11 protein-coding genes are annotated in these 15674 nt (G+C 54.1%); 4 read left to right on the top strand and 7 right to left on the bottom strand.

What is annotated here, in order from left to right; all coding sequences use genetic code 11:
• Positions 1-13: 13 nt before the first annotated feature.
• Positions 14-1984 carry a hypothetical protein gene (locus ATY27_RS18260; protein ID WP_208932043.1) on the bottom strand — a complete coding sequence of 657 codons (1971 nt, stop codon included), beginning with the start codon at positions 1982-1984 and terminating at the stop codon, positions 14-16.
• A gap of 25 nt (positions 1985-2009) precedes the next feature.
• Complete coding sequence (locus tag ATY27_RS18255; RefSeq protein WP_208932042.1) at positions 2010-2981, bottom strand: D-2-hydroxyacid dehydrogenase; 972 nt, start codon at positions 2979-2981, stop codon at positions 2010-2012.
• Between the two features lie 132 nt (positions 2982-3113).
• On the opposite strand from ATY27_RS18255, the gene ATY27_RS18250 reads away from it, so the two are divergent.
• Positions 3114-3827: a transporter substrate-binding domain-containing protein gene (locus tag ATY27_RS18250; RefSeq protein ID WP_208932041.1), complete on the top strand. Its 714-nt coding sequence runs from the start codon at positions 3114-3116 to the stop codon at positions 3825-3827.
• On the opposite strand, the gene ATY27_RS18245 is transcribed toward ATY27_RS18250, so the two are convergent.
• The 5 genes from ATY27_RS18245 to ATY27_RS18225 form a co-directional block, all read right to left on the bottom strand.
• Entirely contained in the window at positions 3818-4240 is a 423-nt protein-coding gene (locus tag ATY27_RS18245; protein ID WP_208932040.1) for a group 1 truncated hemoglobin, read from the bottom strand. The genes ATY27_RS18250 and ATY27_RS18245 overlap by 10 nt on opposite strands.
• On the bottom strand, positions 4228-5067 hold the full coding sequence (locus ATY27_RS18240) for a DUF3034 family protein (RefSeq protein WP_208932039.1): 840 nt from the start codon (positions 5065-5067) through the stop codon (positions 4228-4230). The genes ATY27_RS18245 and ATY27_RS18240 overlap by 13 nt, the downstream gene beginning before the upstream one ends.
• Positions 5064-7385, bottom strand: a complete 2322-nt coding sequence (locus tag ATY27_RS18235; protein WP_208932038.1) for an EAL domain-containing protein — start codon at positions 7383-7385, stop codon at positions 5064-5066. Before ATY27_RS18235 ends, ATY27_RS18240 begins: the two co-directional genes overlap by 4 nt.
• A gap of 229 nt (positions 7386-7614) precedes the next feature.
• A complete protein-coding gene (locus ATY27_RS18230; protein WP_208932037.1) occupies positions 7615-8166 on the bottom strand; it encodes a cohesin domain-containing protein in 552 nt (183 codons plus the stop codon).
• A gap of 26 nt (positions 8167-8192) precedes the next feature.
• Complete coding sequence (locus ATY27_RS18225; RefSeq protein WP_208932036.1) at positions 8193-10715, bottom strand: ExeM/NucH family extracellular endonuclease; 2523 nt, start codon at positions 10713-10715, stop codon at positions 8193-8195.
• Between the two features lie 337 nt (positions 10716-11052).
• On the opposite strand from ATY27_RS18225, the gene ATY27_RS18220 reads away from it, so the two are divergent.
• Genes ATY27_RS18220 through ATY27_RS18210 form a run of 3 tightly spaced genes read left to right on the top strand, consistent with a single transcriptional unit; the run spans position 11053 to position 15658 of the window.
• Positions 11053-13326: a patatin-like phospholipase family protein gene (locus ATY27_RS18220; RefSeq protein WP_208932035.1), complete on the top strand. Its 2274-nt coding sequence runs from the start codon at positions 11053-11055 to the stop codon at positions 13324-13326.
• 17 nt (positions 13327-13343) lie between these two features.
• Positions 13344-14849: a glycerol kinase GlpK gene (gene glpK / locus ATY27_RS18215; RefSeq protein ID WP_208932034.1), complete on the top strand. Its 1506-nt coding sequence runs from the start codon at positions 13344-13346 to the stop codon at positions 14847-14849.
• Positions 14849-15658, top strand: coding sequence for a hypothetical protein (locus tag ATY27_RS18210; protein ID WP_208932033.1), 810 nt, complete (start codon positions 14849-14851; stop codon positions 15656-15658). The genes glpK and ATY27_RS18210 overlap by 1 nt, the downstream gene beginning before the upstream one ends.
• The last annotated feature ends 16 nt before the right edge of the window (positions 15659-15674 follow it).

Here is a 15674-nt window from a genome sequence, read left to right as displayed (position 1 = left end):
CGCGATGCGCCGTTTAAACTGGTTGCTGCTTTAACGGTTGACAGCGTAGTTGCAGCAGACCAAGCGCCAGCGCATTGCTGATATCCTGGCGTAAATTATCCGCTTGCCAGCTACAGGGTACTTGCTGGCTGGCGCTCAGTGCAAAATGTAACAACTCGCCGGCAGCGGCTTGTTGTTGCTGCCAGCTGTACCACACCAGTTCACGCAGGCCGTTGATATCCTGTTCTTGCCAGTCGTGTCCCAATAATGCGGTTAATTGACCTTGCCAGATGCGGAATGCGGGTTGGCCGGGCAGTTGTTGCTGGATGGCCGATAACCCCTGCCAGAGCCGTTGTTGCCATGCCGCATCGGGTTGACTGACCGATAACCACAACACATCGGTATGCACGGTGCTGTCGAGCAATTGCGCACAGGCCAGTTGTTCCAGCAAAGTCCGCATTGATTGACGCAGCAGATGTTCACCGGCCGCCAGTTTGAATTCACTGATTTGCTGCAGTTGCACCGCGATGAGACATAACGACGGATCCCGCTGTTGGTCCTTGCGCAGCTGCCGGCCGAATGCTGTCCAGCTTTTGACCCAGACTTGTCCGGGCGGCGTGATCTTAGGCTTACGGCGCCGCCGAATAAAATAAAGCAGAACACCCAGCCAGCTGACGAGCAGCGCCGCCAGCAGGCTCCACAGCCAATATTGCTGCATGCTGTTCTGCACTGACAGTGTTGCCATTTCTTGCTGCTGCTGTAAGCCTTTTGTGAGTTGGTCCAACCGCTGCTGTTGTTGCGCGGCCTGTAATTCAAAACGGGTCTGATAGGCGGTCAATGCTGTCTGATAGGCCGCTTGCCATTGACCTGAGCTGGCATGAATTCGCGACAAGACATCCCAATACTTGTTTTGTAAAAATACCGGCAGAGTGTCGACTTGCAGGTCGGCCGGCAGATAAGCGCGGGCCTTCTCCAGTTGTTGCTGTTGCAGCGCTACTTCAGTCAGGGTGATGCTGGTTTCGTGCTGCATACTGCGATTACCCAGCTGCTGGAACAACTGCGCGGCTTTCAGCAGTTGCTGTTCAGCCGCCGCTGGTTGATGCTGAGCCAACGATAATTGCGCCTCAGAGAATGACAGTTGTGCGGTGAGGTAGGGATCTTTTAGCTGTTGCAGCAAATCGCGGGCCTTTTGCCGGGCAACTTCGGCGCGGGTTAAATCGCCCGCTGACAGCCAGACATCCATTTGCGTCAGCAACACAGTGACCAGCTGATTGCGACGATCTGGCATCTGCAGGAACTGCTCAGCCTGATGCAGGTGATCAGCTGCCAGCTGATGTAATTCCAGTTTGTCGTAGGCCATGCCGAGGCGTAGATGGATAGAGCCAAGCGATGCCTGATCGTCAGATTGTTGCGCTAATTCCAGGGCTCGGCTCAGATGTTGTTGCGCCATACTGAAGTTGTTTTGTTGCAGCGCCAGCCTGCCGGCAATCAACCGGCTTTGTAGTTCAGCTTTAGGCAACTTGTATTCAGTGGCAATCGCCACGCTCAGTTCAGCATATTTTAGTGCAGCAGTGATGTCGCCGCGTTGGTTGTAACCTTGGGCAAAACTTTCATAGATACTGGTCTGCAAAGCGGGTTTATCGTCTTCATGGTAGGTCTGCAGCGCTGTTTCTGCTTGTTGCAGGACTGCGATCGCCGTTTTGCTGTCGCGAAACATAATGCCGTAAACCAGTGCTTTATGTTGCAACGCTTCGATGTGCAAAGCCGGCGTTAACCCCAGATCAAGCGCTTTATCGACTGCGGATAAAGCGCCATCTTTATTGTGCATTTTCATGTAGCCGTGGCTGAGCAACAGCCACTGTTCTGCTGTGGGAGCCGCCAGCGCGGTGAGCTGGTTTATGGCTGTACCTGGATCGGCCTCAACTTTTTTCCGTTCGGCCTGAAAATCAGCAGCTGCCGCGGTACTGAACCAGCAAAAGGCAATGAGAAAGCACAACAGACGCATCAGCAGCTCCGGAAAAAGACCAGGGTCAGGGACAAGACCCGATCATATTGCAAGTGCGTACCGGGGAGCCAGCAATATACGCCAGAATGTTGCCGGCCAGTTGCTGTACCAGCAATTGCATCGATTCGGTGGTGGCCCAGGCAATATGCGGACTGAGTAACAGATTCGGTAGTGCGACAGTCAGATACGGATGGTCAGCCGGCGGAGGCTCCTGCACCAGTACATCGAGGGCAGCGCCTGCCAGCCGGCCTTGTTGTAAGGCCAACAGCAGCGCGGCCTCATCAATCAGTGCACCGCGGGCAGTGTTGATCAGCAAAGCACTGGGTTTCAGCCAGCTCAGCTGTTCGCTGCCTAACAAAGGTGCTTGGTTGGCCTGTGCCGGACAATGCAGGCTGATGACATCAGCCTTCGCCAGAGCCTCGCGAAAGGCTACCCGACCTGGACGGACAGAAGCGGCATCCGGGCGTTCTGCTAGACAAATCTGCATGCCAAAAGCCTGCGCCAGTTGCGCAGTAGCCTGACCTAAGCCGCCGTATCCGACCACTGTAAAAATTTTGCCTTGCAGGCTTTGTACCGGTTGCTGATGCAGACAAAAAACCGGGCTCTGACTCCATTTTCCGCTCAAGACAGCCTGCTGTTGCAGCAAGATCTGATTGTTCAGCGCCAATAACAGCGCCATTGCATGTTGCGGTACCGCACCGAGCGCATAATCCTGCACGTTACAGACCTGAATACCCAGTGCGGTTGCTGCGGCCAGGTCCACATTATTGGTGCCGGTGGCGGCAATACAAATCAGTCTGAGCTGCGGTGCCGTCGCCAGATCGGCTGCGCTAAGCATCACTTTGTTACTAATCACCACGCTGGCGTCACGGATGCGCTTTGACACTTCTGCAGCGCTGGTTGTCGGGTAACAAAGCAGCTGAGTGCCTGCGATCTTAAGCACAGATAAATCGGCGCCCGCCATAGTGTCCGTATCCAGAAACACAATTTGCTGCATCAGCCTGAGTCCTTTTCATCAAAAAGGTTGCTTTTACCAGACCAGACCTCTAAAAATAAAGCACTTTTTAAAACAACACAGCGGAGTCGGGGATTGGCACGGCAGTGGCAGTGTGAACAATGGACCCGGACAATGGCCAGGCAGACTCGTCTGCTGTGTTTATTTGCCTGTATCAGCATCGGCTTACCACTGCAGGCAAAAACGATCACCGTAGCGGCTGGAGCCTGGGGCGGTATGTCGGCTGCCGATGGCAGCGGGCTGTATTTTCAGGTGCTGCGGGAGGCACTGAGCGGCACCGACATTGAGTTGAAATTCCGGGTAACCAACTGGAAACGTGCCAAACAGATGTTTTATGCCAACCGCGCGGACCTGTTACTTGCCGACTATCGCAGCAATGGCAACCGGCAGTTTTTTCCACAGTGGCATATTGATATGGACCCGCCGGTGGTGGCGTTTAGTCTGCAACCATTGCTCAAAGCCGATGGGTTACAAGGCAAGACGGTCGGCTGGATGCTGGGATATGACTTCGGTCAGTTTATACCGGTACCAGTCGAAGGCGTGGAAGTCTCTGCTGAGCAATTTGGCTTTGATATGTTGGAGTATGGCAGGCTGGATGCCTATATCAGTTATGATTACAACGTGCCGCAGGCGCTCAGACCTAAATTAAAACGTTTACAACTGTCACCGGCGCAACAATTATTCCCGGTATTTCAGAATACCTTTACCGGCCGCCAGCTTGCCGCTGAATTCGACCGTGGCATGCAGCGGTTGTATCAAAGTGGTCGCCTGCAGCAAATCTATGCCGAGCATTACCAGCAAGCGAGCTTTCCTGCGGTTCAGCGGTAAACCACGTCTTTGTACATCGGAGCCAGCTTTGCCAGCAGGCGGTTTTGTGCACCAATCGCTACTTTCTGTGCCGTCATCACTTTAATTAAATGATCGACCAGATTATCAAAATCGGCCTGAGTGATCTGAAAACCGGTATGGCTTTCCTGCATCGTAGCACCGCTATAGCGGCACGGCCCGCCACTGAGTTCACACAGCTGTTCAATCAATAACTTGCGAAAACGCGGGATGTCGGTGTCTTTAAAGTGCTGGACGATTTGCGGATCCTGTTCAATCTCAGTCAGCAGACCATCAACCAGCTGGGTCACACCGGTTTCGGCGCCCAGCTGCTGATATAACCAGTCTTTCGGTTCTGGTGCGCTGCTGCAGCCAACCAACAATAACAACAGGGCAGAGCGGATTAAAACGACCATGTGGACTCCAGCGCCAGGTAATATCCGGTTTGACGGTCAAAGGTCGCGATACTGCCAAGATCAACATGGCCCGCCACCAGACTCAGGTGTTTGTTGGCGAACCAGGCGACAAACACATCGCGCCAGTGATCTTCGCGCGCAAACGCCAGTTCGTTGGGTTTTTGTTTAAATTCAGCACCGATGGCCCATTGCGGGTTGAATAGCAACACTGCCGAAAATTCGCCGACCCACTGGTAATGGTCATTGCTGACCGTACCAAAACCAAGCAATCCGGTTTGTTGGCCTTTGGTACCGCGTACAGTGGCGTTGAGTAAGACGTTGCGTCCCCACAAAGCATCAAGCCAGACTTTACTGGCGGCAACATAGACATCGGTGCCACTGTCACGCCGGGCGCCGACAGCGGCAGGGATGGCAAAATCCAGTTGTTTTTTCAGTTGCAGACCCACACTGATCTGCGGTATTGCGCTGTACAGCAGCTCTCCGGCAATTTTATATTTCAGGCCGATGATTTGTTGGTTCAGCTCACCGCCCATCGTATCGAGTTTTAATTCCTGCCGGCCAAAACTCAGTTCGTATTTGTTGTCGTAGGACAGCCCGATGCCTTTACTGTTCAGCGTAAAATCGTCGACGCCAACCTGACTGGCGTAACCGGTCACCGACCATTGCTCAGAGCTGCCATAGCCATTGATCACGGCCCATGGCACTATGCCCCCGCCGGCAGCGCCTTCAACGCTGGTGGCTCCGCCAGTGGCCAGCACTTTGCTGCCGGCGGCGGTGACATTCATGCTACACAGTAATAATGCGGTACACAGGAGCGGTTTTTTCATGAAACCTCAGGAAACCATCTGTCGTTGTTTTGCTGAAACTCGGTCAGCCAACCGCTCAGATCCGCAGCTTTCAACGGTTTGGCGAAATAATAGCCTTGTACTTTATCTATGCCGGCGGCCTGTAACTTGGCAAGACCCGCCAGATTCTCCAGCCCTTCGGCAGTCACCAGCAAACCGAGACCATGTGCCAGCTCGGTTGTTGTCTGTACAATCAGCGCATCATTATGATTATGCTCAATATCTTTGACAAAGGCCCGGTCAATTTTCACTTCATGCACCGGCAAACGTTTCAGATAAGCCAGCGATGATTGGCCGGTGCCGAAGTCATCGATCGCCAGTTCAATGCCCATTTCGCGTAACGTTTGCAGGTTTTGGATCACTTGTTCCGGATCTTGCATTACCGCACCTTCAGTGACTTCAAGTGCCAGTGCTGCTGCCGGCAGCTGATGCTGTGCCAATAACGCCGCGATTTGCCCCGGCAAATCACTGCTGAGTAAATCATACGCTGACAAATTGACCGCGACCGTCAGTTCTATGCCTTGTTGCCGCCATGTTGCCAATTGCCCGATCACCTGTGCAATCATCCAGTCGGTGACCCGTGAAATCAGCCCGGAATGCTCAGCGAGGCGGATAAATTCATCGGGCGGTACAAAGCCGAGTTGTGGATGTTGCCAGCGGATCAACGCTTCGGCCGAGTGTGCGCTGCGGCTGTGCAGACTGACTTTGGGCTGATACACCACAAACATATGACCGGATTGCAGCGATAACGGTAAATCGTGTAATAAGGTCAGTTCCCGCTGGTGACTTTCGTCCTGACCTGGCTGATATTCGGCAATGAGCTGATGGCTGGTTTTGGCGTGGACCATCGCGATCTCAACCCGGCGCAGCGCATCATTGGCCGTTCCGGCCGACGCCGCCGTCGGGGCCGGGGCCTGATACAACGCCAGTGTCAGCTTCAGGTTTAAACGGGAATTGTCCAGAGTAAAATCATGCGACAGCAGTTGTTGCAGTGCTGGCAGGTCTTTTTGTTGTAAAAGTGTTGGACTGACCAGCAGGAATTCATCACCACCGAGGCGGGCAATCATCGATGCCACCGGCCATGCTTTCACCAGCCGTTGTGACAGCTGCACCAACAGTGAATCGCCATTTTTATAACCAAAGGCATCGTTGACGTGTTTAAAATCTTTGATATTGATCAGCAATAACCACAGTGGCTGACTGCTCAGTAGCATGGGTAACTGCAATTCCACCAGATGACGGTTGGCAAGGCCGGTCAGGGTGTCATGCTGCGCCTGAAACAGAATTTGTTGTTCACGCTGGCGGATATCTTGCTGCATTTTTTGCAGGGTTTCACTGAGTAAACCAACTTCTCCGCGTTTGATCGTCGGGGCCTGCAGTGCCTGACCCAAACCGATAGCACGGGCGAATTGGGTCAGCAGCTGCAGCGGCTCGGTAATACTGCGCGCCAGTCCAACCGCGAATAACACGGCAAGTGTCAGACCGAGACCAAAAATTGCCAATAACTGAGTGCGGGCCTGTTGATAGGTTTCCTGCCATGGCGCTGTCGATAAATGCAACAGGGCACTGATAGTGCCGGCGCGGTCCAGCGGACGCTCGGTGGTCAGTAGTGGCTGATCCAGTACTTGGAGTGAGATTGGTGCCGGGGCCACGGTTAAGTCCATCTGTTGCACCGGTGCCAGTGTGGAGGCCAGCAGTTCTGCACCGGCAGTGCCACGACCAAACACAAAACTGATATCCAAATCGGTCAACGCTTTAATCTGGCCGGCGAGTGCGGTATCCAGCGCAAAGCCCATCGCCACCCAGGCAATCAGCTGCGGCGCTTTCACGGGGACCATCACCATTTGATACGCGTTGTTGCCGATATGCACGATATCGGACACAGAATCCTGACCGGATAAGCGCATATCTTTGAATAACTGTGTGATTTGATCAGCGCTGACGTCCTGGCCGCTGCTGGCGATCAGCTCACCCTGGGGGGTCAATAACACGGTGAGTGTGGCATCAATACGGCTGCCATGATTTTCCAGTACCGAGGCAATGGTGTCCTGTTCACGCAACGCGACGGCCTGACGAAAGCCAAAATCGCTGGCCACCAGCCGCACTGAATTCCCCAGCTGGGTGGCTCTGTTACTTAGCGCTTCCTGAAATACCCGGCTGGCAACATCCAGCGCCTGACGCGCCTGTGCCGCGCTGTCGCGTTGCATCGCGCCAAGTGCAGCAAAGCCCATAGCCACCGTCATAAAGGTCAGCATGCCCAGCAATAACAGGATCAGACGACTACGCAATGAATCTAACATGCCACCTCAAGCCGGTGTTTCAGCAGTAAGCACTCGGAGTGCGTCTGCTGATTATTCAATTGATACAACAGATTAACCTGATTTTACCCAGAAGGGTGAACGCATCAACCATAGCAGTTAATTAAGTCTGACTCAAAGATCTGTGGTGGATTGGTGCTGTAAACAGACGAGCGGCAGCAGAAATGACAAAGCCGGCAAAGGCGCCGGCTTTTTGGGAAAACTATCAGGCTTAAGCGCGACGGCGCGCCAGCATCAGCAGTGCCGGTAACAGCAACAGGGCTGTTGCAGGAGCCGGTACCGCAGGACCTGCCACATTGACCAGGCCATTTTGCAGACTGACACCGTCAACCATACTGCCCCAGGCGTCAGTCAGTTCGACGTTGCCCAGAGTCAGTTTATGCAAACCACCACCTAATGCCTTAAAAGTGATAGTTGCCAGCGTGAAATCCGGGCCTTGTACTGCAGCCAGATCCCAGGCGAAATCAAACAGGTTCAGTTCACTGATGGTCAGTTTGCTGCCACTCTGGCTGTAGTCGCCAAAATTTGGCTCGAACGGCGAGAAGTGCGGGCCAAAAGTCACAGACTCAAAACCGAGCGCAGTTGTCCAGTAACTCAGGTCCAGTTTAAAACCAGCCAGGCCATCTTCATAACCTTGCACCCGGATTTGCGCCTGTACCAGTTCATCTTTCTGGTATTGGGCTTTGTCCAGTTCAACTTTGATCACGGTGGCCTGGCTGCTGAAAGTCAGGCACAGCGCGAATAATGCAATTAACTTTTTCATCTAAAATTCCTACTGTTTATTCGTAATTATTTGATAGCGCAACGAGCGTAAGTACACAGCGTTGCCATGGCACGGGCGTCACTGCTTGACACCACGCCGTCTTTGTTAAAATCGTATTCCAGACCCAGTTTTACACCTGATTTCAGCAGGTTGTTAAACAGAGTGATGTCGTTGTTGTCGACGTCACCGTCTTTATCCAGATCGGCCGGGTTTAACGCTTTCAGTGCCAGTTCGACCACAACCGGATCATGGTCAGAGCCACGGAACGCAGTTGGTTGATAGAAATCAGCTTGTTGCTGCGCCGTTTTATCTTCCATGTTGTAGTCAAACAGCGTGGTCTCGTCGGCATTGATATGCCATTCCATCGCATAAGTGACCTGAGCAGATAAAGCTGAGCTGGCCAACGCATGGTCCAGATAACCGCTTTCACCGCCAAACAGGTAAGAATAACCGCGGTTACCCTGGAACTTCTCCACCAGGTTGACAAAGCCTTTGCCGACCAGCGTATGGATTGGATCTTCTTTGGCGTAGGCGTTTAAGTCGCCCATGATCAACACGTCTTTATCAGCAGAACCGGTTGGATTGGTGGCAAGCCACGCAGTCAGTTCAGTTGCTGCCTGCACGCGGGTAGCATTCCAGCAGCTCTGGCCGTCTTTCAAGTCACGGTCAGGATTGCTTGAACCACTTGGGCAGCTGCCTTTTGACTTAAAGTGGTTGACGGCAAAAGTGAACACTTCATTGTTGGATTTCTGTTTGAAGCTTTGGACCAGTGGCTGGCGGTTACCAAAGCCAAATACGCCGGCGCTGGTGGTGACGGCATTACCAAGCGGCGTCACTTTGGCTGGTTTATACAACATACCGACGCTGATTTGATCAGTGCCAAGTTCAGTGCTGCCAGGAACCTGCACAAACTGGTAAGTACCGGCGCCGAGACGCTGATTCAGCCGGCTGACTAAATCGACGATAGCGCTGGTGCTGCCATAGCCGTCGTTTTCAATTTCCATCAAACCGACCACATCGGCGTTGATTGCGCTTAACGCCGCGACAATTTTGTCGGCCTGACGTTCAAATTCAACGGCTGTTGATGCGCCGCGTGAGGTTGGGAAACCACCGCCCTGGCCATCACCGTTGAAGTAGTTCAACACGTTCGCGCTGGTTACCTTCAGGTTGCCAAGGTTACGCATGACTGGTTGTTCTTCGCGCAGGTTGTTGGCGGTGAATTGCACAGTACCGGCAGGCAGTAAACGCCAGGCGCTGAAGCTATAGTCCAGGATCCCGCTTAAGTTGGCATTGACAGCATCACCGACACGGACCGGGTTGTTCATATTCAGGCCCGGTGCAGGATATATGATATTGGCCGGGTTTTTCCCATTGACGAGGTCATCCAGCACGATTTTGCTGCGGCTGTTTTGTGACGCCAAGGCCACCGCTTCAGCTGTACCCGGGCGGAATTGGTTGGTTGGTGTGAACAGGCGTTGTGGTGCCAGTGTCAGCTCGCCGTAAGTGCCAAGGTTATAGTGATCGGCAACGACCAGCTGTTGCGGGAAGGTCACCTGCATACTTTCCAGGCTTTCCCACTGATTCAGGCTGTTCACCGGCAGCGTCACGCTAACAGGTTGCACCGGAGTGGCAGTGCCACAGGCAGCCAGGCCAGTGCGGCGAATTTGGGTTTTGGTGAAATACTCTTCGACTTTGCCGAGGACCCGGACTTTATCACCAACTGCCGGATAATCTGCTGCTGCATCGTTGTATACGAAAATAGCTTCAGAAGTGGCCGGGTTGTTGTCAGAATCGCTGGTTTCTTCCTGAATATAGAAGCCGGTAGCAAACGCAGTGACCCGGCTGACGACAGCCTCTACCACTACTGTTTTACCTGCTTCTGGTGATGCAGCACCAGCACCTTGCACGGCACTGATTAACGTCGCGCTGTCACCACAGTTACCAATGACCGGACCGACTGGTGGGACTACCACACCGCCGCCATCACCGCCGCCATTGCCTGATCCACTATGGCTGCCCAGATTACTGAATTCGTCTTTGGCGTAAAAATCCCATTCTAAGCTGGGATCAAACGCATCACTGCCATTGGCGTCGCCCTGCACAACACTGCTTTTCCGCACTAAAGTGCGGTCGTGGGTGAAATTGTTATTGCTGCCCCATGAGGTGCCTGGATCCATGCCAATCTGACCAAAGACATCAATTAAATCAGCGCCTTTATATAAGGCGATGGCATCGTCACCGTTAAAGTTGCTGGTGCCGAACGTCATATTGCTTTTGGCAGCCAGTGCCGCGGCAGAGGCGGTATCAGTTAATACCAGCGTGCTTTTGGCGGCCAGAGTGCCGCTGAGCGGGACAGTTTTGCCGGCAGTGGTGGCGCCGTTGGAAAACACTTTGATGGAATAACCAGTCAGATCCAGTGCGACATCGGCCGGATTGTATATTTCCAGTGCTTTATTGTTTGACGAGCCTTCGACATACTCAGAGATAAAGGGTTCTGCATGCACAGCCGGGGCCAGCAGCATTGCCAGCAACAACATATTCAGTTTCATGATGACGTCCGTTTGTAAGAGCTTTGGTTGAATGTCCCGGACCCTGCGCAGGGTCTGAGCGGCTGGACGGCTATTATTCTGCATGTGCTCCGACCAGGGGCTTGTACGTTAAATGACCTTTGTGACAATTTCAATAAAGGCTTATTAAGTTTTTCAGAAAACATTACAGCAACTGTAAAGTAACCTGACACATTTTTAAGCTAAGCTGTTGATCTGAGAACAGGAAAATTTTGAAAAATTTATTTACACTGCTCAGCAGATTTTTAACGCAGATGTTTTAAATCCTAGTTTTTATCAATAGCTTGTATTGGTATAACAGCAACAGGAGAAAAGGCCGATGTTCCCAGTCCGCTGGTTTGTGTTCGGAGTGATGTTGCTGGCACACCAGGTTGCTGAGGCTGAACATTCGGTTAAACAACCGGCTGACAGTCCCTGTGCCCGGGTGCAACACCGGCCTTGCGTGGCTCTGGTACTCGGCGGTGGTGGCGCTCGTGGCGGTGCCCATCTGGCTGTGTTACGCCAGCTCGAAGCGCAGCAAATCCCGGTAGATTTGATTGTCGGCACCAGCATCGGCGCTTTTGTCGGTGGCTTGTATGCGCAGGGTAAATCCCCGGCCGAGATTGAAAAACTGTTGTTAGAGCTGCCGTGGAGTGATGGTTTCCGTGACCGGGTGGATCGGGATGAAGTGCCGGCGCGGCGCAAAGATCAACGCGATCAATTTCCGATCAACCTGGATATAGGCGTTGGCCCGGAAGGTTTACGTGTGCCCAAAGGCGTGCTGCATGGTCAGGCCATGGCGGGATTGTTGCAGCGTGCGTACGGCCTGGCACCTGAGCTCAGCAGTTTTGATCAGCTGGCAGTGCCGTTTCGTGCCGTTGCCACCGATTTGACCAATCGTGAAGCGGTGGTGCTGAGTCATGGCAATCTGCTGCATGCGGTCCAGGCGTCGATGTCCATTCCTGGTGTAGTGCGGCCGATGATGTTGCAAAATCACCTGTTGGTCGATGGTGGCGTGGCTAACAATTTGCCGATCAGTGTGGCCAAGGCGTTAGGAGCCCAGCACGTCATTGCAGTGTCGATTGACTCGCCATTGCTGGCTGGCAGCGAATTAAACAGCGCGATGGCGATCACTGAACAACTGACCAACTTTCTGGTGGCAGAAGCGGTCAGCCGGCAGCTGGCATTATTGGGGCCCGCCGATGTGCTGATCCAGCCGCAGCTGAAAACAGTGGGCACGCTGGATTTTGATAAAATGCCGCAGGCCATCGCAGCCGGGCAGGTTGCGGTCACGGCGGCCCGTACCGCACTTGGCCGCCTGAGCCAGCCGGCCTTGTATGCGGCCTGGCAACAGCAGCGTGTCAGCAAACCACAACAGATCGAACTGACGGGCGTTGCGCTGGAAAATCACACTGCGCTGGATGACCAGTTGCTGTTGCAGCGCTTAAATCTGCCGTTGCAGCAACCGGTGTCGTTACAGACGTTGCAACAAGGCGTCCGGCGTATTTACGGCCTGGATATGCTGGAACGCGTCAGCAGCACTTTGCAGCAGGATGCTGAAGGTAAACAACGGCTGCTGTTAAAAGCAGAAGCCAAAAGCTGGGGGCCCGCTTATCTGAACTTCCGGTTTGCGCTGGAAGATGATTTTGAAAATACCCACAACTATCAGCTGGCAGCGTCCCATCTGTGGACCGGTTTGTCGGCCTATGGCGCTGAACTGGAAAACGTTGTGGCGCTGGGCACTGACAAGCAGTTGGCCAGTACTTTGTATTGGCCGCTGGGATTGTCCGGTTTTTATGGCGAGTTAAAGGTTGATCAGAGCCGCACTGTATTCAGTCTGGAAGATGATGCCGGCCGCTCCGGCGGCGAATTAAATCAGCGCGAGCTGACTTTACGCGCCGCAGTGGGCTGGGAACCGGTCGATCCGCTGCAGATCTCGGTTGGACTACAGCGTCGGGACGGTCGTTTCCGTCTGCCCGCGATTCTGGCGCAGCAACTGCCGTTTGATCGCCTGCCGTATTTGCGGCGCGGCACCAATATGCAAATGAGTTATGACACGCTGAACAGCCGCAGTTTCCCCAGTCGTGGTGTACGGGTTGACGCCAACTGGCAGCGACTGAATGACGAATACCTGTCGGTGCGCAGTCAAAGCCAGTTGTATGGCTTGCAGGCGCAGGCGGCGCGCCAGTGGCAGTCGCATATTTTACGTGGCCGGCTGCGGTTTGACCGGGTTGATGGGCCGAATAATCTGGTCGAGCTGGACCAGTTTTCGCTGGGTGGCTTGCTGAATCTGTCGGGTTATCCGAAGAACTTTTTGTTCGGCTCCGAAATACAGTTTGCCAGCCTGGTGTATCAGTATCAGTGGCCGGAGTCGCGGCTCAGTTTGTTTAAAGCGCCATTTTATCTGGGCACGTCGCTGGAGCGCGGGCTGGTGCGGCAGTCGCGGTTTAGCGCTGTTCGCGATGTGCAGGTAGACGACTGGATTTGGGCCGGCAGTATTTTCGCCGGCTGGGACAGCCCATTTGGGCCGCTGTATCTGGGTTATGGTCAGGCTGACTCTAACTCGGCCGAGCAGCCTTACCGGTTTTATTTGTCATTGGGGCAAACCTTCTGACATAAGGAGTGAAAACAGTGACTGACGGCACATCAACGCAGGACGTGATCCTGGCGATAGATCAAGGCACCTCATCCAGCCGTGCCATGTTGTTTGACCGCAATGGCGTGGTGCGGGCGCAAGCCCAGCAGGAACTGGCCTGCGATTATCCGCAAAGCGGCTGGGTTGAACAGGATGCCGAAGCGCTGTGGCTATCGATATTGACCGTTTGTCGCGAAGTACTGGCGCAGGCCGACAGCTTGCAACTGAAAGTCTGCGGCATTGGCATCACCAATCAACGTGAAACGACCTTGTTGTGGCGCCGTGACAGTGGCGATGTGGTGGCGCCGGCGATTGTCTGGCAAGACCGGCGCACGCTGCAATATTGTCAGATGCTGCAACAACGTGGTCATCAGGCCTGGGTGAGTAGCCGCACCGGTTTGTGTCTGGACCCTTATTTCTCTGCATCCAAGCTGAACTGGTTACTGCAGGAGCCGGCGCTGCGTCTGGCCGCAGAGCAGGGCGAGCTGGCGTTTGGCACTGTTGACAGTTTTATCCTGTGGCGGCTGACGCGCGGCCGGGTGCATGCCACGGATACCACCAATGCCAGCCGCACCTTGTTGTTTGGCATTCAGCAGTTGCAATGGGATGCTGAATTGCTGGAGTTGTTTGATATTCCGGCGCAAATTCTGCCGCAAGTGCGGCAAAGTGCCGACGATTATGGCCGCACCGACGCGCATTGGTTTGGCCGCGAACTGCCCATTGTCGCGCTGGCTGGTGATCAGCAGGCGGCGGCGATCGGTCAGGGTTGTGTGCGGGCTGGTGGCTTAAAAAGTACCTATGGCACCGGCTGTTTTGCATTGTTGAACACTGGTGAACATTTACTGCAGTCCAAACATCAACTGCTCAGTACTGTGGCCTGCACCGTGCAGGGCCAGACGCAATATGCCCTGGAAGGCTCAATTTTTGTCGCCGGCGCCGCAGTGAAATGGCTGCGTGATCAACTTGGTCTGATCAAGGACGCGGCAGAAACGGAAACGCTGGCGGCCAGCCTGACCGACAATGGCGGTGTTTATCTGGTGCCGGCCTTTACCGGCCTTGGCGCGCCGTACTGGCGGCCAGAGTTGAAGGCGCAGTGGTCCGGCTTAACGCTCGGTACCGGCAAAGCCCAGCTGGCCCGTGCCGTGCTGGAAGCTGTGGCCTATCAGACCGCTGATTTATTACAGGCCATGCGTGCTGATGGTGCTGCTTTGTTAAGCCTGCAGGTGGATGGTGGCATGGTGAATAACAGCTGGTTCTGTCAGTTTCTGGCAAACGTGTTAGATATCAATGTGATGCGGCCGTTACAGACCGAAACCACCGCTTTTGGTGTGGCTTTGCTGGCCGGTATTCAGCTTGGTTGGTATGCCGATTTAGACGCTTTGCCAGAACTGGTGCGGGCTGAATCCTGGTTTTATCCGAATTTAAGCGCTGGTCAACGCGCAGAACTACTGGCCGGCTGGCAGCGCGCGGTAGCGCAGTTGCTGGCAACGGAGAATCCCTGATGTTATTGAAATATCTGCAAAATGTGCAGCAGGGTAAAGCGGTTAATTATCAGAAACTGCTGGCATTATTGCCGCCGGCGTTTTATCAGCGCCGCACTGAGCTGTTTAAAGTCAAAGCCAGCGGCGCCGGCAAGTGGCAGGTCAGTATTGCCGATGCCGCGTTGTTTCAGGCCCTGCTGCAAAGCGCCGGTACACCGGCGGATCGCGTCACAGCCAGTTTGCAGGGCGACTCACACCGGGTGCAGACGTCCCATTGTTATTTACTGTTGTATCACGCTGCTTGTGCCGGCCCAAGGCCGGATCTGGTGCTGGCCACCGGCAGCACTGCAGGCGATGGGCAGCCACAGCTGAGCCTAGGCTTCGAGCCAAAACCAACCTTGTTACTGATTGAAAATGAAGAAAATTTCTTCCGCTACCCACAAGTGCTGACGCTCTGTAGCCAGATGTTGGCGCAGTCTTTTGCGCTGACCCACTGTGATGTGGCGCTTGCGGCCGGGTCCCGTATCGGTTCGGCGTTGTTAAGCCCATTGCTGGAGCAATATCAGCAGGTTTATTGCGCCTTTGATTTTGACAGCGCCGGTTTGGAAGTGTTTGACCATCTGCAAAAACGTTATGGCCGCAAAATACAGTTTGTCGTGCCACCTGATTTAACGCAGTGGCTGGACGGTTTTCGCGCCGAGCCCAAAACGGCTGCACAGCTGCAACGCGCGGTGGACCTGGCCGATCAACATCAGCTGTATGGTCTGGCGCAGGCGTTTTTGCAGCGCAAACGTTTTTTAGAGCAGGAAGTGTTGCTGGCGGAACACTGAAAGTCTGGAGCTTCTT

The sequence above is a fragment of the Rheinheimera sp. F8 genome, assembly GCF_001518915.1.
This window is presented reverse-complemented; position numbering and strand designations above follow the sequence as displayed.

Coding starts and splice junctions, on each gene's coding strand:
- ATY27_RS18210 (WP_208932033.1), top strand. CDS start 14,849: ATGTTATTGAAATATCTGCAAAATGTGCAGCAGGGTAAAGCGGTTAAT.
- ATY27_RS18255 (WP_208932042.1), bottom strand. CDS start 2,981: ATGCAGCAAATTGTGTTTCTGGATACGGACACTATGGCGGGCGCCGAT.
- ATY27_RS18225 (WP_208932036.1), bottom strand. CDS start 10,715: ATGAAACTGAATATGTTGTTGCTGGCAATGCTGCTGGCCCCGGCTGTG.
- ATY27_RS18245 (WP_208932040.1), bottom strand. CDS start 4,240: ATGGTCGTTTTAATCCGCTCTGCCCTGTTGTTATTGTTGGTTGGCTGC.
- ATY27_RS18230 (WP_208932037.1), bottom strand. CDS start 8,166: ATGAAAAAGTTAATTGCATTATTCGCGCTGTGCCTGACTTTCAGCAGC.
- ATY27_RS18250 (WP_208932041.1), top strand. CDS start 3,114: ATGGCCAGGCAGACTCGTCTGCTGTGTTTATTTGCCTGTATCAGCATC.
- ATY27_RS18260 (WP_208932043.1), bottom strand. CDS start 1,984: ATGCGTCTGTTGTGCTTTCTCATTGCCTTTTGCTGGTTCAGTACCGCG.
- ATY27_RS18235 (WP_208932038.1), bottom strand. CDS start 7,385: ATGTTAGATTCATTGCGTAGTCGTCTGATCCTGTTATTGCTGGGCATG.
- ATY27_RS18220 (WP_208932035.1), top strand. CDS start 11,053: ATGTTCCCAGTCCGCTGGTTTGTGTTCGGAGTGATGTTGCTGGCACAC.
- ATY27_RS18240 (WP_208932039.1), bottom strand. CDS start 5,067: ATGAAAAAACCGCTCCTGTGTACCGCATTATTACTGTGTAGCATGAAT.